The organism is Nocardiopsis xinjiangensis YIM 90004 (genome assembly GCF_000341145.1).
Taxonomy (GTDB): domain Bacteria; phylum Actinomycetota; class Actinomycetes; order Streptosporangiales; family Streptosporangiaceae; genus Nocardiopsis; species Nocardiopsis xinjiangensis.
On sequence record NZ_ANBE01000009.1, the window covers coordinates 1 to 21002 of the forward strand.

General features: G+C 70.0%; 17 protein-coding genes and 2 pseudogenes. 10 read left to right on the forward strand and 9 right to left on the reverse strand.

Annotated features, from left to right (window positions below; all coding sequences use genetic code 11):
* From D473_RS0105960 to D473_RS0105975, 3 genes are all read left to right on the forward strand, one after another.
* The coding region (locus D473_RS0105960; RefSeq protein WP_017608171.1) for a biotin--[acetyl-CoA-carboxylase] ligase at positions 1–422 on the forward strand (422 nt) is incomplete at its 5' end.
* 557 nt (positions 423–979) lie between these two features.
* Positions 980–1981 carry an adenylate/guanylate cyclase domain-containing protein gene (locus D473_RS0105970; RefSeq protein ID WP_017608173.1) on the forward strand — a complete coding sequence of 334 codons (1002 nt, stop codon included), beginning with the start codon at positions 980–982 and terminating at the stop codon, positions 1979–1981.
* A 169-nt stretch (positions 1982–2150) separates the two neighbouring features.
* Positions 2151–2786, forward strand: coding sequence for an MBL fold metallo-hydrolase (locus tag D473_RS0105975; protein ID WP_026126648.1), 636 nt, complete (start codon positions 2151–2153; stop codon positions 2784–2786).
* Between the two features lie 379 nt (positions 2787–3165).
* Here D473_RS0105975 and D473_RS0105980 read toward each other — a convergent pair whose 3' ends face one another.
* Entirely contained in the window at positions 3166–4161 is a 996-nt protein-coding gene (locus tag D473_RS0105980) for a LysR family transcriptional regulator (RefSeq protein ID WP_017608175.1), read from the reverse strand.
* 131 nt (positions 4162–4292) lie between these two features.
* Between D473_RS0105980 and D473_RS0105985 the strand changes: the two genes are divergently transcribed.
* The 3 genes from D473_RS0105985 to D473_RS0105995 are packed head-to-tail and all read left to right on the forward strand — an operon-like array spanning position 4293 to position 7639.
* A complete protein-coding gene (locus D473_RS0105985; RefSeq protein WP_083917919.1) occupies positions 4293–4949 on the forward strand; it encodes a succinate dehydrogenase cytochrome b subunit in 657 nt (218 codons plus the stop codon).
* Positions 4950–6896 (forward strand): fumarate reductase/succinate dehydrogenase flavoprotein subunit, encoded by a 1947-nt coding sequence (locus tag D473_RS0105990; protein WP_017608177.1) that lies wholly within the window; start codon positions 4950–4952, stop codon positions 6894–6896.
* Positions 6893–7639 carry a succinate dehydrogenase/fumarate reductase iron-sulfur subunit gene (locus D473_RS0105995; RefSeq protein ID WP_017608178.1) on the forward strand — a complete coding sequence of 249 codons (747 nt, stop codon included), beginning with the start codon at positions 6893–6895 and terminating at the stop codon, positions 7637–7639. Before D473_RS0105990 ends, D473_RS0105995 begins: the two co-directional genes overlap by 4 nt.
* Before the next feature lie 158 nt (positions 7640–7797).
* On the opposite strand, the gene D473_RS0106000 is transcribed toward D473_RS0105995, so the two are convergent.
* The 5 genes from D473_RS0106000 to D473_RS0106020 all read right to left on the reverse strand — a co-directional run bounded on the left by D473_RS0106000 (position 7798) and on the right by D473_RS0106020 (position 10778).
* Positions 7798–8442: a GNAT family N-acetyltransferase gene (locus D473_RS0106000; RefSeq protein ID WP_017608179.1), complete on the reverse strand. Its 645-nt coding sequence runs from the start codon at positions 8440–8442 to the stop codon at positions 7798–7800.
* 110 nt (positions 8443–8552) lie between these two features.
* A complete protein-coding gene (locus D473_RS0106005) occupies positions 8553–9182 on the reverse strand; it encodes a GNAT family N-acetyltransferase (RefSeq protein ID WP_017608180.1) in 630 nt (209 codons plus the stop codon).
* Between the two features lie 53 nt (positions 9183–9235).
* Positions 9236–9946: a TrmH family RNA methyltransferase gene (locus D473_RS0106010; RefSeq protein ID WP_017608181.1), complete on the reverse strand. Its 711-nt coding sequence runs from the start codon at positions 9944–9946 to the stop codon at positions 9236–9238.
* Positions 9947–9967: 21 nt separating this feature from the next.
* The gene (locus D473_RS0106015) at positions 9968–10357 is read right to left on the reverse strand and encodes a hypothetical protein (RefSeq protein WP_026126650.1); all 390 of its coding nucleotides are present in this window, start codon (positions 10355–10357) and stop codon (positions 9968–9970) included.
* A gap of 22 nt (positions 10358–10379) precedes the next feature.
* Positions 10380–10778 (reverse strand): DUF3054 domain-containing protein, encoded by a 399-nt coding sequence (locus D473_RS0106020; RefSeq protein WP_017608183.1) that lies wholly within the window; start codon positions 10776–10778, stop codon positions 10380–10382.
* Positions 10779–11033: 255 nt separating this feature from the next.
* Here D473_RS0106020 and D473_RS24270 point away from each other — a divergent pair, with 255 nt between their 5' ends.
* Entirely contained in the window at positions 11034–12845 is a 1812-nt protein-coding gene (locus tag D473_RS24270) for a serine/threonine protein kinase (protein ID WP_051042971.1), read from the forward strand.
* A 41-nt stretch (positions 12846–12886) separates the two neighbouring features.
* Complete coding sequence (locus D473_RS24275; RefSeq protein WP_033352801.1) at positions 12887–14710, forward strand: serine/threonine protein kinase; 1824 nt, start codon at positions 12887–12889, stop codon at positions 14708–14710.
* Positions 14711–14777: 67 nt separating this feature from the next.
* Here D473_RS24275 and D473_RS25540 read toward each other — a convergent pair.
* Positions 14778–16935 (reverse strand): annotated as a pseudogene (locus D473_RS25540) (prolyl oligopeptidase family serine peptidase).
* Positions 16936–17045: 110 nt separating this feature from the next.
* On the opposite strand from D473_RS25540, the gene mshB reads away from it, so the two are divergent.
* Both mshB and D473_RS0106060 read left to right on the forward strand, forming a co-directional pair.
* Positions 17046–17912, forward strand: coding sequence for an N-acetyl-1-D-myo-inositol-2-amino-2-deoxy-alpha-D-glucopyranoside deacetylase (gene mshB / locus D473_RS0106055; protein ID WP_193373254.1), 867 nt, complete (start codon positions 17046–17048; stop codon positions 17910–17912).
* 36 nt (positions 17913–17948) lie between these two features.
* Entirely contained in the window at positions 17949–18407 is a 459-nt protein-coding gene (locus D473_RS0106060; RefSeq protein WP_017608189.1) for a hypothetical protein, read from the forward strand.
* A 170-nt stretch (positions 18408–18577) separates the two neighbouring features.
* On the opposite strand, the pseudogene D473_RS25545 reads toward D473_RS0106060, so the two are convergent.
* Both D473_RS25545 and D473_RS0106070 read right to left on the reverse strand, forming a co-directional pair.
* A pseudogene (locus D473_RS25545) lies at positions 18578–19526 on the reverse strand (site-2 protease family protein).
* Between the two features lie 82 nt (positions 19527–19608).
* A complete protein-coding gene (locus D473_RS0106070) occupies positions 19609–20964 on the reverse strand; it encodes a hypothetical protein (protein WP_017608191.1) in 1356 nt (451 codons plus the stop codon).
* Positions 20965–21002 lie beyond the last annotated feature (38 nt).

Sequence of the window (21002 nt, forward strand, 5' to 3'; positions counted from 1 at the left end):
CCGGGATCCTCGCCGAGGCCGTCCTGGCATCCGAGGACCCGGCCGTGGTCATCGGTATGGGGCTGAACGTGTCGCAGAGCCGCGGGGAACTGCCCGTGCCGACAGCTGTGTCCCTGAGGAGCGAGGGCGCCACCGACCTGGACCGGGGCATGCTCCTGGGCGCGTTCCTCGGTGAGTTCGAGGAGCTCTACACGGTGTGGACCGCTGCCGGGGGCGATGCCGAGGCGAGTGGGCTGGCTCCCCTCTACCGGGATCTGTGCTCGACCGTGGGCCGCCGGATCACCGTGCACCTGCCCGACGGTGAACTCCTGGAGGCCGTTGCCACCGGGATCGACGACCGGGCCCGCTTGGTGGTGGCCACGGCGTCGGGGGAGCGGGTGCTGAGCGTCGGCGACGTCGTGCACGTGCGTCCCCGGGCCTGACGACTCGACCGCGGAGCCCCGAACGCGCTCGTCCACAGGGATCTGCTTCACCTTCACGGCCCGGTCCGGCTTGTGCCATGATCACCGGTATGGCTCACGTGGACCGTTGTCTTGCCGACGAGGAGGAACTCGTCCATGTCGCACGCCGGCACCGGGCCGTTCCGGCGGACGAGTGCGTGGCACCGGCCCTCACCACCCAGCGGTCCGTGACGAGAGAGGGCATCGGCTCCGAACAGGGCCGCCCCGAGCCTCTGACCCGAGTGAACGGCGTCTCCTACGGTGTTTCCCTCTGGGAACGTCTGATGCGGTACGGAACGTTGTCAGTGCAGCCGGCTTCGGTGAAGGAGAGCATGACGCTGCAGCGTGTGCCCCGTCCCCAGCGCTTCCGGACCGTGACCCACCGCCGGGTGAGATCGGCGCAGAGCCCCGGGTGCCGGTCGGCCCCATCGGCCTGACCTGGGGCCGGGGATAAACTGGGAGACCTGGAACTCAACGAGCCGTCGCCAGAAGAACGTGCTCCTCGCAGCCTCGCGGGGACGGGCAGTGAAAGAGAACGTATGCCGCCGAGTCCTGACCCGAAAGAGATCGAGGCCGTCCTCCTCGGCGGTGAGGCGGTGTACACCCGGGCCCAGGCCATCGAGCTGTCCGGTGTCGACCCCGAACTCGCCGGCCGTATCTGGCGCGCCCTGGGGTTTCCCACACAGGGCGACGAAGAGGTCATCTTCACCGAGAGCGACGTGGAGGCCCTGCGTGTCACCAACTCCCTGCTCCAAGGGGGTGCGCTCGACGACGAGGGCGTGGTCCGTTTCGCACGGGCGATGGGCCAGACCATGGCCCGCTTGGCCGACTGGCAGACCAGTATCCTGAGCACCCTCATCTTCAAGGACGGGGAGAGCAGCACCGACAACCCTTTGACAGGGCAGGTCAAGGAGTTGCTGCCCGACGCAGAGCGCCTCCTGTTGCACATCTGGCGCCGCCAGCTCGCCGCCTCGACCTCGCGCACCCTCGCGGTGATGTCCAACGGCAACGACATCGTCCCGAACTACTACCCGCTCATCGTGGGCTTCGCAGACCTGGTCTCCTTCACCACGCTCAGCCGCGAGCTCGACGAGGTCGAACTCGCCGGTGTGGTCGAGTCCTTCGAGGCGGCCGCCGCCGACATCGTCGCCTCCGGGGGCGGGCGTGTGGTCAAGACACTCGGCGACGAGGTGCTGTACGTGGCCGACTCGGCGGCCGAGGCCGCCGACATCGCGCTCCGGCTCGCCTCGGGAATCCGCACCCACGTGGAGGTTCCCGACGTGCGGGTGGGTGTGGCCTCGGGCCCGGTGCTGACCCTGCACGGCGACGTGTTCGGCACGACCGTGAACCGCTCCAGCCGCCTGACCTCCTTCGCCCGCCCCGGCACCGTCCTCATCGACGACACACTCGCCGGCGACCTCGAGGGTGCCGAAGGGCTCCAGGTCGTCCAGGTCCGTGCCCGCCATGCGCACGGCCTCGGCCTGATCCAGCCCTACACGCTGCGCCGCAACTTCGAACCCGGCGGCCATCCCCAGGCCTGACCTTCCGGGAGGGGAGGACCCACCGGCGCGGAACCGGGTCCGGAAAAGCTCGAAGTTCCACAAAGTCAAACGCTGCTCTTACCCGACACGCAGGTGTCGGTGGGGGCTCGCGGTATAGGCTCTTCTCCGCGCCGTGTCCGACCGTGAGACGTGTCTTGGTGGTGAGAGAGTGAACTCCCCTTCCCCTGTCGAGCGTCTGCGAACCTCGGGTGTGATCAGCCTCGAGGGCGGTGAGTTCGACGTAGAGAACAACGTGTGGATCGTCGGTGGCGAGGAGAACGCCGTCGTCATCGACGCCTCGCACGATCACGAGGCGATCGCGCGCGGCCTGGGCGACCGCGAACTCATGGCGATCGTCTGTACCCACGGGCACAGCGACCACGTCAACGCCGCTGCCGATCTCGCCGACCTCACCGATTCACCGATCCTGCTGCACCCCGACGACACCGAGCTGTGGCACCACGTGCACCCGGGGCGGGAACCCGATGCCCCGCTCCTGCACGGCGAAGTGCTGCGCGCGGGTGGCGTGGAGCTCCAGGTGTTGCACACCCCGGGCCACACCCCGGGCGGGGTCAGCCTGTACGCGCCGGAGCTGTCGACGGTCTTCACCGGTGACACTCTCTTCCCCGGAGGGCCGGGCGCCACGGAGCAGGCCTCCTCCGACTTCCCGCGGATCATCGCCTCGATCCGCGAGCACCTGGTGTCCTTGCCCGGTGACACCGTTGTCCACCCCGGGCACGGGGAGTCCACGACCGTCGCCGAGGCGGCCGAGAACCTCGAGGTCTGGGCCAGCCGGGGGTTCTGAGTCCCGGGCCGGGTGCTTCTTGCGCAGGGCGCGGCTCTGGTCGGCAACCGGTTCCGTCGGCCCCGTTCGAAGGCCTTCCGGGCGCGGGCTTCGTGTGGAGGCCACCGTGGATTCCATCTCCTGGCGATTCGCTCCAGGAGGCCACGGTAAATCGCTGTGGCCAACGTCACGCCGCGGGTTTCGGGGAGGCCCCAGGAAAAGGGTGTGAAATGCGCCACTATCTGTGTCTGTTCGGGGGGCTTTTTGTCGGTTGGTCGGATCAGAGGCTCTTTATGGAGAACACGGTCGGGGAGGCGGAATCCCTGCCGTACAAGGGATCACAGAATTCCGGAGGGTCTTGTGCAGTGCAGGAGAAACCGGGCCGGAACGGGAAAGGTCCTCAATCGGCGGCCGTTTCCTCCGAAAGTGACAACCGGCCCCGTTCGGCTGCGCCGGCGTCCACGGCGGAGATGAGTACCTCCAGGTCCGGGCCGAGCTGTTCCGGGGGCAGCTCCAGCAGGTAGGTGTTCAGGTGCCGGCGGAAAGCCTCCGCCGAGTGGGAGGGTTCCACGTCCCGCCGCCGCGCCAGGGCGATCGTGCGCAGAAGCCGGGGCCGCGCCAGCGGGGTCCCGCGCAGGCCGGGACGGTTCTTGAGCACCATGCTCGGCACCACCGCGAGGCCCAGGCCGACCTCCACGAAGCGCAGGACCGCGTCCATCTCCCCGCCCTCGACCGCCAGCGCGGGTTCGAACCCGGCAGCCCGGCAGGCCCGCAGGGTCGCCTCGCGTACGTCGTAGCCGCGGCGGAACATCACCAGGGGCCGTTCGCGCAACTCGGTGATGCGCATCGACGCCCGTTCGTTGGGGGAGGGGTGCGCCATCGAGCTGGCCACCACGAGGCTCTCCCGCAGGATCGGTGTGGTGATGAAGTCGGGGTCGCTGCTCTGCAGGGGCAGGATGATCAGCGCCAGATCCAGCTCGCCGCGGCCGAGATCCCTGATCAGGTCGCGTGAGCCGCTCTCCTCGACCTGGAGTTCGATGCCGGGGAAGCGGGTATGGAAATTGGAGAGCACGTCGGCGAGCAGCCCTGCGCACAGGGACGGTGTGGCACCCAGCCGCACCCGGCCACGGCGTACTCCGGCCAGCTCCGCCACTTCACGGCGGGCGGTCTCCAGGTCGGTGAGCATGCGTTGCGCGAGGGGAAGCAGCGCTTCACCCGCCGGGGTGAGTGTGATGTTTCCCCGGGCACGACTGAATAACGGCGCACCCAACTCACGTTCGAGGCTACGGATCTGTTTGCTCAAACTCGGCTGTGCGACACCGGAAACCTCGGCTGCGCGGGTGAAATGGCGTGTGCGGGCCACTGCGAGGAAGTATGCGAGCTGTTGGAACTGCATGCTGTATAGCCTACGGCTATCGACACCAGGGCTCTCATGACTTGGACGTCGGACTTAACGCGAAATTAAAGTGACAGCTTGTGGCGAACAGTACCTTGACCAAGAAGCGGTCTACGGCCTACGGGTCCACGGTGGCGCTCAAGGCAGCGATGGCGGTCACCGGTGCGATCCTCGTGCTGTATTTGATCGCGCACATGTACGGCAACCTGAAAGTCTTCTCGGGTCAGGAAGCCTTCGACGGCTATGCCCATAATCTCCGCGTGCTGGGCACTCCGCTGCTGCCCGAGCACGGCTTCCTGTGGCTCGCCCGTCTCATCCTTCTGGCGAGCGTCCTGATCCACATCTACGCGGCGGTCAGCCTGTGGCTCCGTGCACGGCGGGCACGGCCGGCTTCGCAGCGCTACCAGGTGACGAAGCGGGTGCACCGCACCTACTCCTCCTACACCATGCGGTGGGGAGGTGTGCTGATCGCGCTCTTCACGATCTTCCACATCCTGCACCTGACGGTGAACGTCATCTCGCCGGGAGGCGCCTCCGACAGCCCCTACGAGCGACTCGTCAACGGCTTCCAGCCCGAGTTCTGGTTCGTGACGCTCTTCTACGTCGCGGCCGTCATCGCCGTCGGGTTCCACCTGCGGCACGGCATCTGGAGCGGTCTGGCCACGCTCGGCGTGAATCAGGCGAACCGGCAGCCCAAGATGAACGCTGTGGCCACCGGTCTCTCGCTGATCTTGACCGTCGGTTTCCTGCTTCCGCCTCTGGCGGTCACCTTTGGACTGGTGAGTTAATTGTCTGAGAACGACCTCTACATCGAGGGCGAGCCGATCCGGGACGAGAAGGCCCCCGAGGGCCCGATCAGCGAGCGCTGGGACCAGCGCCGTTTCTCGGCCAAGCTGGTCAACCCCGCGAACCGGCGCAAGCTCTCCGTCATCATCATCGGAACCGGCCTGGCCGGTGCCTCCGCCGCAGCGACCATGGGCGAGGCGGGCTACAACGTCACCACGTTCTGCTACCAGGACAGCCCGCGGCGCGCGCACTCCATCGCCGCCCAGGGCGGTATCAACGCGGCCAAGAACTACCGCAACGACGGCGACAGCATCCACCGCCTGTTCTACGACACGGTCAAGGGCGGCGACTTCCGTTCGCGCGAGTCGAACGTGTACCGCCTGGCCCAGACCAGCGTCGAGATCATCGACCAGTGCGTCGCCCAGGGCGTGCCCTTCGCGCGCGAGTACGGCGGCCTGCTCGACAACCGCTCCTTCGGCGGTGTCCAGGTCTCCCGTACCTTCTACGCCCGGGGCCAGACGGGTCAGCAGCTGCTGATCGGCGCCTACCAGGCCCTGGAGCGCCAGATCGCGGCCGGCAGCGTCCAGATGCACACCCGCCACGAGATGCTCGAGCTGATCATCTCCGGGGGCAAGGCCCGCGGTGTGATCGTGCGCGACATGCTCACCGGCGAGATCGAGACGCACTTCGCCGACGCCGTCGTCCTGGCCACTGGTGGTTACGGGAACGTCTTCTACCTGTCCACCAACGCCATGGGCAGCAACGTCACGGCGACCTGGCGTGCTCACCGCAAGGGTGCGCACTTCGCCAACCCGTGCTACACGCAGATCCACCCGACCTGCATTCCGGTCAGCGGCGACTACCAATCCAAGCTGACCCTGATGAGTGAGTCGCTGCGCAACGACGGCCGCATCTGGGTGCCCAAGGACAAGGGGGACAAGCGCGACCCGCGCCAGATCCCCGAGGACGAGCGCGACTACTACCTGGAGCGCAAGTACCCGGCCTTCGGCAACCTGGTGCCGCGTGACATCGCCTCCCGCGCCGCCAAGAACGTCTGCGACGAGGGCCACGGTGTCGGCCCCAGCGGTCTGGGCGTGTACCTGGACTTCGCCGACGCCACCGAGCGCATGGGGCGCGAGGCCGTCGAGTCCAAGTACGGCAACCTCTTCGACATGTACCAGCGCATCACCGGTGAGAACCCCTACGAGGTTCCGATGCGCATCTACCCGGCCGTGCACTACACCATGGGCGGGCTCTGGGTCGACTACGACCTGCAGAGCTCCATCCCGGGCCTGTTCGTGACCGGTGAGGCCAACTTCTCCGACCACGGCGCGAACCGTCTGGGTGCCAGCGCGTTGATGCAGGGTCTGGCGGACGGCTACTTCGTCCTGCCGAACACCATCAACGACTACCTGGCCGACGGCCCGTTCGAGGCGATGGACGAGAGCCACCCCGACGCGCAGGAGGCCAAGGAGCAGGTCACCTCCCGCATCGACAAGCTGCTCTCCATCCAGGGCTCCCGCACCGTCGACTCCTTCCACAAGGAGCTCGGCACCATCATGTGGGAGTACTGCGGCATGGAGCGCACCGAGGAGGGCCTGCGCAAGGCCATCGAGCTCATCCGCAACCTGCGTTCCGAGTTCTGGCGCGACGTCAAGGTGCTCGGTACCAACGAGGAGCTCAACCAGGCTCTGGAGAAGGCCGGCCGTGTGGTCGACTTCCTCGAACTGGGCGAGCTCATGTGCATCGACGCCCTGCACCGCCGCGAGTCCTGTGGCGGCCACTTCCGCGCCGAGAGCCAGACCGAGGACGGCGAGGCGCTCCGACACGACGACGAGTTCGCCTACGTCGCGGCCTGGGAATTCGGTGGCGATGACAACAAGCCCGTACTCCACAAGGAGAACCTGGAGTACGAGTACGTCGAGATGAAGCAGCGGAGCTACAAGTGAACATCACCTTGCGCGTGTGGCGTCAGAAGGGCCGTGACGACGAGGGCCGGATGGTCACCTACAAGCTCACGGACGTCTCGCCCGACATGTCCTTCCTGGAGATGCTCGACGTCCTCAACGAGAAGCTCACGCTGGAGAGCGAGGAGCCGGTCGCGTTCGACCACGACTGCCGCGAGGGCATCTGCGGTGCCTGTGGTGTCGTGATCGACGGCGAGGCACACGGTCCGGAGCGTACGACCACCTGCCAGCTGCACATGCGCAGCTTCAACGACGGCGACACCATCACCGTCGAGCCGTGGAGGGCCAGCGCCTTCCCGGTCGTCAAGGACCTGGTCGTCGACCGCGGCGCGTTCGACCGCATCATCCAGGCGGGCGGCTACGTCAGCGCCCCCACGGGTACCGCGCCGGACGCCCACGCCAACCCGATCCCGAAGCCGGACGCCGACCGCGCGTTCGACGCCGCGACCTGCATCGGCTGCGGCGCCTGCGTGGCGGCCTGCCCGAACGCGTCCAGCATGCTGTTCACCGCAGCCAAGGTCACGCACCTGGGCATGCTCCCGCAGGGCCAGCCCGAGCGGGCCTCCCGCGTGGTCCAGATGGTGAACCAGCAGGACGCCGAGGACTTCGGCGGCTGCACCAACATCGGTGAGTGCGCCGCGGTCTGCCCCAAGGGCATCCCGCTGGACACGATCTCCCAGCTGAACCAGGACCTGCTGGGCTCGCTCGGCAAGGGCATCGGCTAGTGCCGCATCGGCCGAGGTCCGCTCCTTGACGGGCAGACCCTGACCGACACAGCACTGGTACCGGTTCCACCCGGACACGACGAGGGCCGCGCCCCCTTCGAGGGGACGCGGCCCTCTGTCGTCGCCATGGGGTTCTCGCTCCCCCGGTCGGCAGGGGATCAGGAGGCGGCCGGGCGGAGCATGCTGTAGGCGGTCGGGGTCCCGGTCTCGTCCATGACCTTCGTGACCCGGAAACCGTGACGCTCGTAGAAGGGCAGGTTGTCGGGGCTCATCGTCTCCAGGAAGACGGGGAGGCCGTCGGCATCGGCACGCTCCAGTCCGGTTCGCATGAGCGCCGATCCCACACCGGTGCCCTGCACGACCGGGTCGGCGCCGATGGCGGCCAGGTACCAGTGCGGCTCGGCCGGGCGCGCCTCACCCACCCGCGCGAAGTACCGGGAGACCCCCGGAAGCCGGGAGAGGCCGACCAGTCCGGCCAGGTGCGGGAGGCTGCGCAGCAGGAACGACGGCCGGGACTCCGCCTCGTGTCCCGGGGCGTCCCACCACGCGGCCCCGCGCACGACCGGGCGCGGCGGCGACTCCACCCGTTCCTCGACCACGTCCACGGTCCCGTCGGGCACGTACGCGAACCCGGCGAAGAGCGCGTGGAAGCGGGTCGTCCGAGCGCGGCGGGTCATGGTGTCCGGGAACAGCCACCGGTACAGCGGGTCGTCCCAGAAGGCGAGACCGAGGGCCCGGGAGATGCCGGGCACGTCCTCCGTCGTCGCGGAACGCACGGTCCGGGCCGTCACCGCGTAGCTCATGAACGAAACCTCTCTGACGTGGTCTTATGTCGCTCATGTTAGGTCAGGGGCCGGGCGGCGGGCGTGGACCGTGTTCCGCGTCCCGGGCGGCGGAAACGGGCCCCTCCGGCTCATCCGCGTTGGAGGAAGTGGGTGGTGCCGCCCTCCAGATGGTCGACCTCACGGACCACCTCGAAGCCGAACCGCTCGTAGAACCCGATGGCCTTGTCGTTCATGGTCTGGGTGAAGACCGGCATCCCTTCGCTGTCAGCGCGCTCCAGGCCCTGCGAGAGCAGGGCGCCGCCGACCCCGGTGCCGGCGACCGCGGGGTCCACGCCCAGTGCGGCGAGGTAGAGGTGGGGGTCCTGCGGGGCGGCCAGTTTCCACTCCGCGAAGACCCGCACGAAGGAGCCGATGCGGCCGCGTCCCAGCAGCGGTCCCCAGTGCGGCCACAGGCGGGGTGAGACCAGCGGCCCCTCGGGGTTGCGCTCGGCCGGGGCCCACAGCGCCGCCGCACGCACCACGGGTTCACCGGCCGTGGGACCGGCGGACTCGGCGACCCGGGTGTCACCGTGCGGTACGTACCCGAACCCCGCGGCCATCGCGTAGAAGCGGCGGGTCCGGGCCATGCGGGTCTGTTCTTCGGGGAACAGCCACTGGAAGAGCGGGTCGCCGTGGGTCGCCCGGCTCAGGACTCGGGCCACGGAGGGGACGTCATCGATCGTGCAGGGGCGGGCAGACGCGGACACGGTGGCGCTCATGCGGAACTCTCCGGGCTCGGGGGTGACTCCGCCCATGATAGATCACGCTGGGATCACGACAAGGTGGGGAATTCGCTACGGGAGGGCGCCCCGTCGACGGATTGGTCGAACACGTGCGCCCGCACCCAGGCGTGCATGGCGACCGCCGCGGCCGCACCGGCGTTGATCGATCGGGTCGACCCGAACTGAGCTATGGAGAGCACGGCCTCGCAGTCGCGGCGTGCCTCCTCCGACAGGCCGGGGCCCTCCTGTCCGAACACGAGCACGACCGACCGCGGCAAGGGATGCTTCTCCAACGGCACGGCACCGGGAAGGTTGTCCACACCGATGAGGGGGAGTTCGCGCTCGTACGCCCATTCCAGAAGGGCCGCGGTGTCGGGATGGTGGTACACGTGCTGGTAGCGGTCGGTGACCATGGCGCCGCGTTTGTTCCAGCGCCGGCGGCCGACGATGTGCACACCGGCGCAGTTGAACGCGTTCGCGGTACGCACCACCGAACCGATGTTGAAGTCGTGCGACCAGTTCTCCACCGCGACGTGGAACGGATGGCGCACGGTGTCGAGGTCGGCGACGATCGCCTCGCGCCGCCAGTACCGGTACTCGTCGACGACGTTGCGGCGGTCGCCCTCGGCCAAGAGCTCGGGGTCGTAGTGGTCGCCCTCGGGCCAGGGGCCGACCCACGGGCCCACACCGACCTCGCGTGCCTCGTCCTCACCATTGGCGGTGGGGAGCGGGTCGGGTTCGGGTGCGGGTGGCTCGTTCATCACAACCAGCTTACGGAATCATCAGAGTCGGAGGTCACCGTGGAAGTCCCGACCCTGGACGACCTTCGCCTCGTCGGAGACCCCGCCGTGGATGGTGTTGACCACCGAGCCCCCGCCACCGGTCTCGGCGGCCCGGCGCAGCTCGGCCATCAGGCGGGCGATCTCCGGATCCTCCTGCTCGGCACGGTGCAGGTGGCCGGCGACCGTTTCCAGGGCAGCGCTGTCGTCGCTGTCCAGGCGGGCCTCGTCCAGGGCCTCCTGGGCCTGCGGGATACCGCGGAAACGGGCGAAGACCTTCTTGCAGAGGGAGGTGAAGGCCTCGACGGTGCCCTCGGCCGCGGACTCGCTGATCTTCTGCACGGTGTTGGTGACGATGGCTGTGACGATGGCGATACCGGCCGGATCGGACACGCTCTCCTCCATGGGGCGGGGGTCAACTCACCCCAGTCTGCCCCGAACGCTCGGCCTCGGGGTACCGCCGGGAGACCATCCGGGCGATCGCGCGCCATCCGAGCACGGCCGCGGCGAGGAACGAGGCCGTCACGACGACGAAGCTCGTGGGCGCCCCCTCGCCGCTGAACAGGCGCAACACCATGCCGCCCGCCACGGTGACCGCCCACACGAACACCCCCGATGGCCAGATGCGGACAGGCGTGCGCCAGGCCGACGTGACCACCCACCCCAGTACGAGCCCGCCCAGGAACGGCCACGCGGTGACCGCGACCGCGGCCACGGCCGTGCCGGTCTCGTGATCGACCTTGCCGATCAGGACGAAGGCGAGCACGCACAGGACATCGGCCGCGAAGGCGAGCGGCACCGCATACGAACGCATACGCCCAGGCTAGAACGCCTCGACCGGGACCCCGATCCGGGGCCGCCCGGCCGTGACGGGCGTGGTGTGTGCGGCGGAGGACGGGACCACCGACGCAGGGCGCTCGGCGAACCGGGCGCGCTCCACGACGGCCGGCGTCGATCTCGGCGAGCCCGTGTACGTGTCCTATGCCGGAGAGATCCTCCCCGAAGGTCCCCGGCCCCGGGCGCCCTCTACGTACGATGGCGCTCAGTTCCCGCGACAGAACGGTTCCGTATGGTCCCCCCGTCCCCCGCCCCTGATACCGCTGCCCCGCTGCCGCCGCTGCCGCCCGGTGTGGAGCCCTTGGACGGGCGTGACCCGCGCCGGGTGGGACCGTTCCGTCTGGTGGGGCGTCTGGGTTCGGGCGGGATGGGCGTGGCGTACGCGGCGCTGGACGACGAGGACCGGCGTGTGGCCGTCAAGACCGTGCACCGGGTCTTCGCCTCCGACACCGAGTTCCGTACCCGGTTCGCCCGCGAGGTGGACCTGGTGCGGCGGGTGCGGGCCGCGTGCGTGCCGCGGTTCATCGGCAGCGACGCCCGCGCCGAGGTGCCGTGGCTGGCGACCGAGTACGTGCCCGGCCCGACCCTCGCCGAGCACCTGCGGGCCTGCGGGCCGCTGAGGGGCGCTGCGCTCGTCCTCTTCGCGCTCGGATCGGCCGAAGCGCTGAGGGAGATCCACGCGGCCGGGGTGGTGCACCGCGACCTCAAGCCCGGCAACGTGATCCTGGCGCCCGACGGTCCCAAGGTGTTGGACTTCGGTATCGCGCGGGCCGTGGAGGAGACCGCGCTGACCCGGACCGGCGGTGTGGTCGGCACCCCCGGCTGGATCGCCCCTGAGCAGTACCGGGGTGAGGACGCCACGGGGTACTCGGACGTGTTCGCGTGGGCCTGCCTGATCGCCCGCGCCGCGACCGGACGTGAACCGTTCGGGGCCGGCAGCACCGGGGCCGTCCTCACCCGGGTCCTCGATGCGGAACCCGACCTCGACGGTGTCCCCGGAACCCTGGCGCTGATCCTGGAACAAGCGTTGGCCAAGGACCCGGACCGGCGCCCGCGGGCGGATGCGCTCATGCGGGAGCTCGCGGTGCTCGTGCCCGACGAAGCCGCGCCTGCCGTCGCCCCGGGCGGTGAGGTCGACGTCGTGCTCGTCATGGGGCAGGCGTGGCAGGGGCCGTCGGCGCGGCCGGGGACGGGTCCCGGCGCGGGGCCGGGGAGTCCCGGGAACGCGGTCGGCGGCGAGATCGGCCGGTGGATCGCGCACGCGCCCCCGAAAGAGCCGTGGGTGCGCCGCCACCGTCGGGGGATCGCCCTCGGAACGGGCGCGCTGGCGCTCACCCTCGTCGCCGCGATGGGGCTCGGCGCGTGGGCCGGGCGTGAGGACGGCCGTCCGACGGCGCCGCCGGAGGCCCAGAGCAGCCAGAGAACCGACGGTGAAGGCGGAGAGCAAGCCATGGAGGTACCCGACGACGTCCCCGACGAGTACCGCGAGCTCTACGAGAGCGGCACCGTCGTGGTCGAACCGGACCCCGGGGACGGGACCACCCTCGTCCGTTCGCTCGTCTCCGAGGACGGTCGGGAACAGCTCGAGCAGTTGCGGATCGATGTCTACGGCGGCGACAACGGGGAAGCCCACCAGAACGCGAGGGTCGAGCTCGAGTACCTGCTCGACTTCGGTTCCGTCCACGTGCGCCCCTCGGACTTCGGCTGGGCGGAGCGCATCGTCCCCGACCAGGGCCACATCGAACTGCTCTGGTGGGAGGAACCGGTGCAGTCGAACCTCGCGATGTCCCCGGACAGCGGGACCCGCAGGTACTCGATGAGCTTCTCGGCCACGGGCGACGGTGTCGTCTACTACGCGCCGGAGGAAGTGCGCGAGGACGGGCAGATCCGTGACCTGGACTACTCGGGAGGGGTCTGCCACCTCGGAGAGGTCGGCTCCGAACAGCTCGGCGAGGAGTACGGGCCGGACACCGTCCTCTTCCCGCACGACACGACCTCCTCCGACGGTGTGCCCCGCAACAGTTGCATCTTCGACGGCACCTGAACCGTTCAACTCCACCGACCCCTTGCATGAAAGGCCCGAGCATGGCCCGATCCCCCTCATCCGAACCCTTCGACCGGGACCGTCTGCCACCGGGCATCGAACCGGCGGCAGACACGGACCCGGGCACTCTCGGCCCCTACACGGTCGTGGGCAGGATCGGTGCCGGCGGTATGGGGGCCGTGTACGCCGGCATCGCCGAGGACGGAAGACGATCGGCACTCAAGGTCGTGCACCCCCATTTCGCCTTGGACCCGGAGTTCCTGGCCCGGTTCGGCCGTGAGATCGACCTGGTGTCGCGGGTCGACGCCTCCTGCACCCCGGACTTCCATGGCGCCGACCTGTCGGCCGAGACCCCGTGGCTGGCCACGGAGTACGTCCCCGGCCCGACCCTGCGCGGCCACGTCCGTGAGAAGGGCGCATTGAGCGGCGGGATGCTCACGGCGGTGGCCGTCGGGCTCGCCGAGGCGCTCCAGGCGATCCACGCGGCAGGTGTCGTCCACCGTGACCTGAAACCCGGGAACGTGCTCATGTCCGCCGAGGGCCCGAAGGTGCTCGATTTCGGGATCGCCCGAGCCCTGGAAGGCACGGCCCTGACCTCGACCGGCGGGATCATCGGGACCCCCGGGTGGATGGCGCCCGAACAGTACGAGGGCACGGAGGCCTCGCCGAGCTCGGACATGTTCTCGTGGGCGGCCCTGGTCTACTTCGCCGCCACCGGCCGTGAACCCTTCGGTAGGGGAGCGGTCGAGGCCGTCTCCCACCGGACACGGAACGAGCCTCCGGACCTGGCCGGGGTACCGGAGGAGGTCCGCGGTCTCGTCCGGGCCGGTCTCGACCGCGACCCCGGGCAGAGGCCGACCGCAACGCAGGCGCTGGAGGAGCTCACCGGGCGCTGGTCCAGGACCCGGGCGGGGGCGGACGCGCAGGAACCGGCGCAGGAAGCTCCGGTCGTGATCGCCGCCGAGTGGTCCGGGGTGGAGGTTCCCGGACCCAGGAAGATCCGTCGCCGCCGGCGAGGCCTCCTCCTGTTCCCCGTGGCCGCTGCCGTCCTGGTGCTGGGACTGCTCGGTGCCTGGTTCCTCTTCGACCCCGCGGCGGAGGCCCCGGACGAGGACGTCTCCACCGAGGAGGACGGAGGGTTCGCCGTGGAGACCGCCCCCGAGGACGCGGCAGCTGTCGCGCAGGAGGCGGTCGACCTCGCGCGCGGGGCGGAGAGCTTCGAGAGCGCCTACTTCATGACCGGGACGGAGCTGGGCGATCCGCCGTGGCAGGAGTTCACGTACACCGAGGACCCCGAACCGATCTACTGGCAGAGCGACCGGGGCGGCCCCGCCGTGGCCGAGATCATCGAGATCGGCGAAGGCCCCGACGACGTCATCCGCAACTCCAGGATGAGCAACGAGGGGGCCGAGGACGCTTTCTACCGGGATCCTGCGGACGAGGCCTACGACACCAGGCGCGAACTGTGGGAAGACCGGCTGGGACAGGTCCCCGAGGCGGTGGAACAGGCGCAGGAGATCACCTATGGGGGAGTCACCGAGGTGGGCGTCGGCGAGGGCGTCGCCGAGAACGACATGGTCGACGAGAGCTTGGGCGGGTCGGCGGGCCACCACTACACGGGAAGCCTTCCGTCAACGATCGAGGAAGGGGAATCGGACGAATACTTCTTCCACCTCTGGATCGGGGAGGACGGGTACCCGCAGCTCCTCTACAGGCACGAGGAATGGACGGTCGAGGCGGCACAAGGGGCCTTCGAGAACCATGTCGACGAGTACGTCCTGTTCGAGCAGTTCGGCGAACCCGTGAGGATCGAGCTCCCCGACGAGGCCGAGATCGGGGACGGGCGCCCGGACACGGGCCCCTGACGCGCCGGCGCGCGGCCGGGTTCCCGTGCCGGGCCCGGCCGCACCGCCGACGGGCGCGGCACGGGGCCTACCCCTCCACGCCCAGGCACTCCTTCAAGAACTCCACCTGCAACAGCAGCAGGTTCTCCGCGACCGTCGGGTCCGAGGGCGAGTGCGTCACCCCCGACAGCGGGAGCACCGTGTGCGGGCGACCGGCGGCCAGCAGCGCCGACGACATCCGTTGCGTGTGCGCGAAGACCACGTTGTCGTCGGAGAGCCCGTGCACGAACATCACCGGCCGCTCCAGGTCCCCGGCGTCGGCCAACAGGGAGCTGCGTTCGTAGGCCTTCGGTTCGCCCTCCGGGGTTCCCAGGTACCGCTCGGTGTAGTGGGTGTCGTAGAGCTCCCAGTCGATGACGGGGGCACCGGCGACGGCGGGGTGGAAGGNACCACCCCTGGATCCCCACGCGGGAAGTGTCCAGGCAGCCGAACCGCTCGGCGGCGTCCTCCAACGCGGAGACCTGGTCCTCCAGGACCGGGCCGGCCAGATCCAGGTGGACGTCCTGTTCCCACTCCACGCCCACGCCCGGGGTCCCGCGGCCGTCGGCGATGAGCACCGCGAAGCCCTGCTCGGCGAACCACTGGCTACTCAGGAACGCGCCCCGTGCATGCAGTACCCGTTGTGCGTGCGGGCCGCCGTAGGGGGCGACGAGCACCGGCAGCGGGTCGTCGCCGTCGGTGTACCAGGACGGCAGGACGAGGGCGCTGGGGATGCTGCGCTCACCGGAACGCCAGAACTCCACGCGCGGCTCGGGCAGATCCGGGGTCTGCGCGAAGCTCTCGACCTCGGTGTGGGAGCGCCGTGTCTCCGTGCCGGCGTTGCGCACGACCACGGTGCGGACGCCGGTGCGGTCCATGGACCGGTGCTGGAGCACGAGGGTGTCCCCGCGCATGCGACCGGAGCGGAGCCCGCCGTGGGCGGCGCCGTCGGAAGGGCCGGTGCCGGGAAGCTCCACAGGGGCGGACAGTCCGCTCTCCAGGTCGACCAGCCACAGGGACACGTCTCCGGGACGGCCGGCGGGCGAACCCGAGTACAGGATCCTCTGGCCGTCCACACTCACGACACCGCGCACGTACACGTCGGCCGGGCTGACGGGGGTCTCTCCCACGTACACGCGCCGCTCACCGTCGCCGCCGTGGTCGCGGCCGATCCACACCAGGGCGCCGGAGGAGGTGTGGTCGGGCACGCCCGGCATGAGCTCGACCCACACGTCGTCGGTCTCGGTGCGGGCCTCGACGACGAGCCCGGTCACCGGATCGGCCGAGAACAGGGTCAGAGTGCGCTGGTCGCGGCTCTGGCCGGTGAAGACCACCGTCGGGGTGCCGTCGGGGCCGGTCGTCCACCCGGCGGTCGGCACGTAGGGCAGGGCCTCGCGGTCCCACTCCACCCAGGTCGGTGACAGGTCGCCCCCGGCCCGCTGCCGCGCGGCGGAGACGACCGGGAACACGGCCAGGCGCACGTCCGGGTTGTCGGTTCCGGCGGCCGGGTAGCGCAACGCGGTCGGTTCCTGCCCGGGGGAAGCCGGATCGTCCGCGTACCAGCGGGCGACCCCGGCCTCGTCGACCCGGGTGGCCAGCAGGGACGCACCGTCCGGGGCCCACCAGAAACCGCGGAACCGGTTCATCTCCTCGGCCGCCACGAAGTCGGCCAGACCCCAGGTGACGAGCTCGCCGTCGGGGGAGGCCACGATCCGGTCCCCGTGGTCGGGCTCGGCGTCGGAGATGTCGATGACCTTGAGCGCGCCGCCGCTGACGTAGGCGACACGGTCACCGCCCGGGTTCACCCGCGGGTCCACGACCGGCTGGGTGGCCGGCAGCTCTCGGGGCTCGTGGTCGTCACCGGCCAGGTCGACGTGGAACAGGCGGCCGGAGAGCGTGAAGACGGCACGGGTGAAGGCGCGGTCGACGGTGTAGGAGACGATGCCGCCGCCGTGCTCGCGCAGGCGCTCGCGGCGGGCCCGCTCCTCCGGGGGCAGATTCTCGTCGTCGGCGCCGAGGACCCGCGGGTCGGCGAGGAGCTCGGTGGTGCCGCGCTCGGTGTCGTGGACCCACAGGCACGTGGCCGGGTCCGAGCCGTCGCGTGAGCGGAGGAAGGTCACCCGGTCCCCGTCGGGGGAGACCTGGAAACCGCGGGGCACCCCGATGGTGAAGTGCTGGGTTCGGGCCTGTTGGCGAGGAAAACTCATACGGCGATTGTGTCGTACGCAGGGAAGGGTCGGCTCCCGTCCCAGGGATGGAGCTCCGGGGAGGTCCGTTCGGGCCGGAAAGAACCGGTCTGAACGGTATTGTTCCTTGCGTGATGGACAGGCGACTGATGATGGTGCACGCACACCCCGACGACGAGAGCATCGTCACCGGTGCCACGCTGGCCAAGTACGCGGCCGAGGGCGCCCAGGTCACGCTGGTGACCTGCACGCTGGGCGAGGAGGGCGAGGTCATCCCCGCGAACCTCGCGCACCTGGCCTCCGACCGCGACGACACCCTCGGCGAGCACCGGCTCGAGGAGCTCTCCCGGGCCTGCCGCGCGTTGAACGTGCGTGACCAACGGTTCCTCGGGGGAGCGGGACACTACCGCGACTCCGGGATGATGGACGGATCGACCAACGACCACCCGAAGGCTTTCTGGGGCGCCGGCGTCGACGAGGCCGGGCTCCGGCTCGCGGAGATCATCCGTGAGACCAGGCCGCACGTGCTGGTCAGCTATGACGAACACGGCGGTTACGGGCACCCGGACCACATCCAGGCGCACCGGGTCACGCGCCGGGCGTGGGACCTGGCCGCGGACCGGTCGGTGCCCGGGGACCCGTGGCAGGTGGAGAAGCTCTACGCCATCGCCCAGCCGGTCTCACGGATCGAGGAGATGGTGCGGAGCATGAAGGGGTTGCCCGGCCCCTTCACCGCCCCCGAGGCGGTCTCCGACATCGCGCGCGGGACGCCGGACTCGCGGGTGACGACGCGGATCGACGCGAGCAAGCACTGGGCGGCCAAGGCGCTGGCCATGCGCGCGCACACCACGCAGATCACGGTGGACGGGGAGCGGTTCGCGCTGTCCAACGACATCGCGCAGAGGTTGGACGCGGTGGAGTACTTCACGTTGTTGCTCGGGCCGCCGGTACGGCCGGGGGAGGACGGGTACGAGGCGGATCTGTTCGCCGGCCTGTGAGGGATCGGTGCCCGTGACCGCCTACCCTCGGTTCACGTGACCACCACAGAGCCTCGAGAGTCCCAGCCGAACAAGTCTTCCGACCGCGCCAAGGTCCTGTCCTCGGTGCTGACGGGCGCCACCTGTGTGGTCCTGTTCCTTCTCGGAATCGTGCTGGGCATGGTGTCCACGGTCAGCGCCGGCTGGTTGACCCGGTACTGGGACGGGGGGCAGCCCGCGCCTGCGCTCGCGATCACCGGCCTCCTCCTCTTCGTGGTGCTGCTGTACGTCCTGTGCCGCCTGCTGGCCTGGGGCGGACGGCGCCGATCCGTGGTGGTCGCTTTCGCGCTCGGGTTCGCCGTGGTGCTCTTCGCGGTGACGAGTTACCTGCCGGGCGGGGACGTGCTGCTGCAGGACGACATGGTGCACTACGGATTCCTCATCGGCGCGATGGTGGCCCTCGCCGCCGCGGTGGTCCGTTCCCCGCCCCGGGTCCGGGTCGCCGAGTCCCCTTGACCGCGCCGGGGCCTGCACCCAGGGCCGCGGTCCAGGGGTGAGGTCCGAGCAACCACAGAAAGGCCCGGGCCAGGGCACGTGCACGGTGCACGGTCTCCCCGGCCGCAAGGGACCCGGATGCTCGACCACGTGAAGGGCCGGGTTCCAGGGCTCGTGCACGGGGCGCTGCCTCAGGCGGCCCAGAACTGCCAGAGGAGCTGGCCGAGGAAAGCCGTGCCCGGGAAGGTCGGGTTCGGCATGACCAGGTCGAGCAGGGCGAACACCGTGTCCTGCAGCCACGGGTTGATCACCGGCAATGCCAGCACGGCGAACACGCCCACGGAGAAGAACAGCTGGTTGACGCGGGCCTTGCGTACCCATGGGCGGTCCGGGGCCACGGCCTCGAACATGTCCAGACCCGGGATCGGCAGCAGGTTGACCAGTGCCGATGTCAGGTTGGCCAGGCACAGGAACGCGAGAGCGGCCAGCCCCCAGTTCGTGGTGTCGTTGCCCGGGGGCACCATGATCGAGACGGTTCCGCCGAAGACCGCGGCCATCAACAGGCTCGCGGCCGGTCCGGCGAGGGCGACGGACACACGCCGGCCGCGGGTGGGGATCCGTTCCCAGTCGACGTAGCCGGCGGGCCCGTTCATGCCGAAGCCGCCCACCCCGAGGTAGAGGACGGGCAGGATCGCACCGGTGAAGGTCTCGCGGTAGGCGAAGGGGTTGAGACGCAGGTNCGAACTCGTGCACCGCGGTCGAGACGATCCATCCGATGAGGATCAGCAGTGGCGGGATCAGGGGTGTGACGTTGGTGTCGTCCGAGGCCCAGTCCATCTCGACGGCGGTCCAGGACAGCCATCCGGCGAAGCCCCCCAGTCCGAGCAGGAGCAGGAAGACGGGGCTGGGAAGGAAATCCATCCAGGACCCGTCGGCCCGGCTCTTCGCGGTCCCGGAGTCCTGGGTGTGCTCGGCAGCCTCGCGCACCTCGGCGCCCTCGGTCCCGGTCTCCTCGGCCCCCGTGCCCCCGGTTTCCTCCTCCGCCGACCCCTCGGCCTCCAGGTCCGGGACGTTCGCGGCGTCGTCGGGCATCCGCTCCCACAGATCCTCGGGAGCGTCGGGCTTTTCGGGCGTGGGCATGGTGCTCCTGCTGGTCGCGGGTGGATCCGCGCTCCAGATTAGGCCCTGCGGACGACCTCTTCGCAGCGGGTGCGGGGGAGCCTCAGACCACCGCGCGTGGCGCCACGGCGGACTTGTGCAGGCATGCGACCGCGAAGGCTCTTCCCGGGGCGGTCAGATCCCGTTGGCCGCTTGTGTCCTCCTCCGTGACGAGGTTGAGCGCTTCCAACAGCCATCCCGTGGACATCACCATCGCCCGGACCTGGTCCGAGGCGGCCTCGGCGGTGCGCCGGTGCGCGGCAGCGTGGCGGCCCGCCGGCTGTTCGACGGGTTTCCACCCGGTCTCGGTGAGTACCCGTTCGGCGGCCTCGATGTCCGGTTCGGCGCGGCGGGTGTGTGAGCCGCTGCCCTGGGGCGTGCGTATGAGGAGGAGTCCCAGGAGGGTCTCCGCGGCCGCCTGTTCCAGACCTCCGGTGCGGCACAAGGTCTCGGTGGCCGCTTCCCACAGGGCCTCGGGATCCTCGCGCAGTCGGCGCCCGCGCCGGGTCAGGACCAGGCGCCGCCCGGCGCGGCGCACCGCGCGCATGCCGCGCAGCACCTGGTGCAGCGCGATGAGTTGGGTGACGTCGGTCTCACTCCGAGGCGGGTGCGGGTTGGTCCGCCAGCCGAAGTCCTCGCACATCTGCCGCACGACACCGGGTGAGATGTAACCGATCTGGGTCAGGGGCACCCCCTCGGCCGCGAAGCCGAGGAGGCGCTGGATCGGCGCGAGCACGGCGTCCGCGGAGCGCGGTACGTCGGTGCCGGCGATGAGCTGCCCCACGAGGGGCCACAGCCGCAGCCGGTGGGGGTGTGCGCTGGAGTTGAGCCAGGCGCGTACGCGTTCCTCGCGCACCCGGTCCAGATGGCTGAGGCCGTGGCCGTCGGGTTGGGTGAGGAAGGACCGGGCGAAGCGCTCCTGAGCGGGCCGCCACCCGCGTTTGCCGGGACGGATGTCCCGCAGCGAGATCGCCAGTTCCAGGGAGGCCGCGGTTTCCGCGCGGGCCCGCAGCTCGGCGTCGCCCACGGCGGTGCCCCAGGTCAGCTCCGGCAGGTCGGGCGGTTCCACCCCGGACTCCCACATGAGGCGTTCGAACATGGCCACACCGGCCTCGTGGTCGTCGCGGTAGACCGACAGCAGGGTCAGCGTCTCGGGCGCCCGGCAGATGTGTGCGTACTGGTAGAGCTGCAGCAACGAGAACAGGTTGCTGAGGGAGCGCGCCGCGAACAGCTGGTCGTCGTGGTGGTTCTGGAAGCGCACCGGCAGCTCGTACCAGCAGAACCGTTGGACGGAGTGCTGGGTGAGCCGTTCCAGGTCCCGATCGGGGACGAGGGTGTCCAGTGCCAGACCTGCCATGTCGGCGGCCCGTTCGTCCCGTTGCGCCAACTCTGCCAACGCGGACGTCACCGCTTCACGCACGAGCGTTCACCACCTCCCCACGTGACTGGCGCCCGGGC

Coding starts and splice junctions, on each gene's coding strand:
- D473_RS0105970 (WP_017608173.1), top strand. CDS start 980: ATGCCGCCGAGTCCTGACCCGAAAGAGATCGAGGCCGTCCTCCTCGGC.
- D473_RS0105980 (WP_017608175.1), bottom strand. CDS start 4,161: ATGCAGTTCCAACAGCTCGCATACTTCCTCGCAGTGGCCCGCACACGC.
- D473_RS0106000 (WP_017608179.1), bottom strand. CDS start 8,442: ATGAGCTACGCGGTGACGGCCCGGACCGTGCGTTCCGCGACGACGGAG.
- D473_RS0106005 (WP_017608180.1), bottom strand. CDS start 9,182: ATGAGCGCCACCGTGTCCGCGTCTGCCCGCCCCTGCACGATCGATGAC.
- D473_RS0106010 (WP_017608181.1), bottom strand. CDS start 9,946: ATGAACGAGCCACCCGCACCCGAACCCGACCCGCTCCCCACCGCCAAT.
- D473_RS0106020 (WP_017608183.1), bottom strand. CDS start 10,778: ATGCGTTCGTATGCGGTGCCGCTCGCCTTCGCGGCCGATGTCCTGTGC.
- D473_RS24270 (WP_051042971.1), top strand. CDS start 11,034: ATGGTCCCCCCGTCCCCCGCCCCTGATACCGCTGCCCCGCTGCCGCCG.
- D473_RS24275 (WP_033352801.1), top strand. CDS start 12,887: ATGGCCCGATCCCCCTCATCCGAACCCTTCGACCGGGACCGTCTGCCA.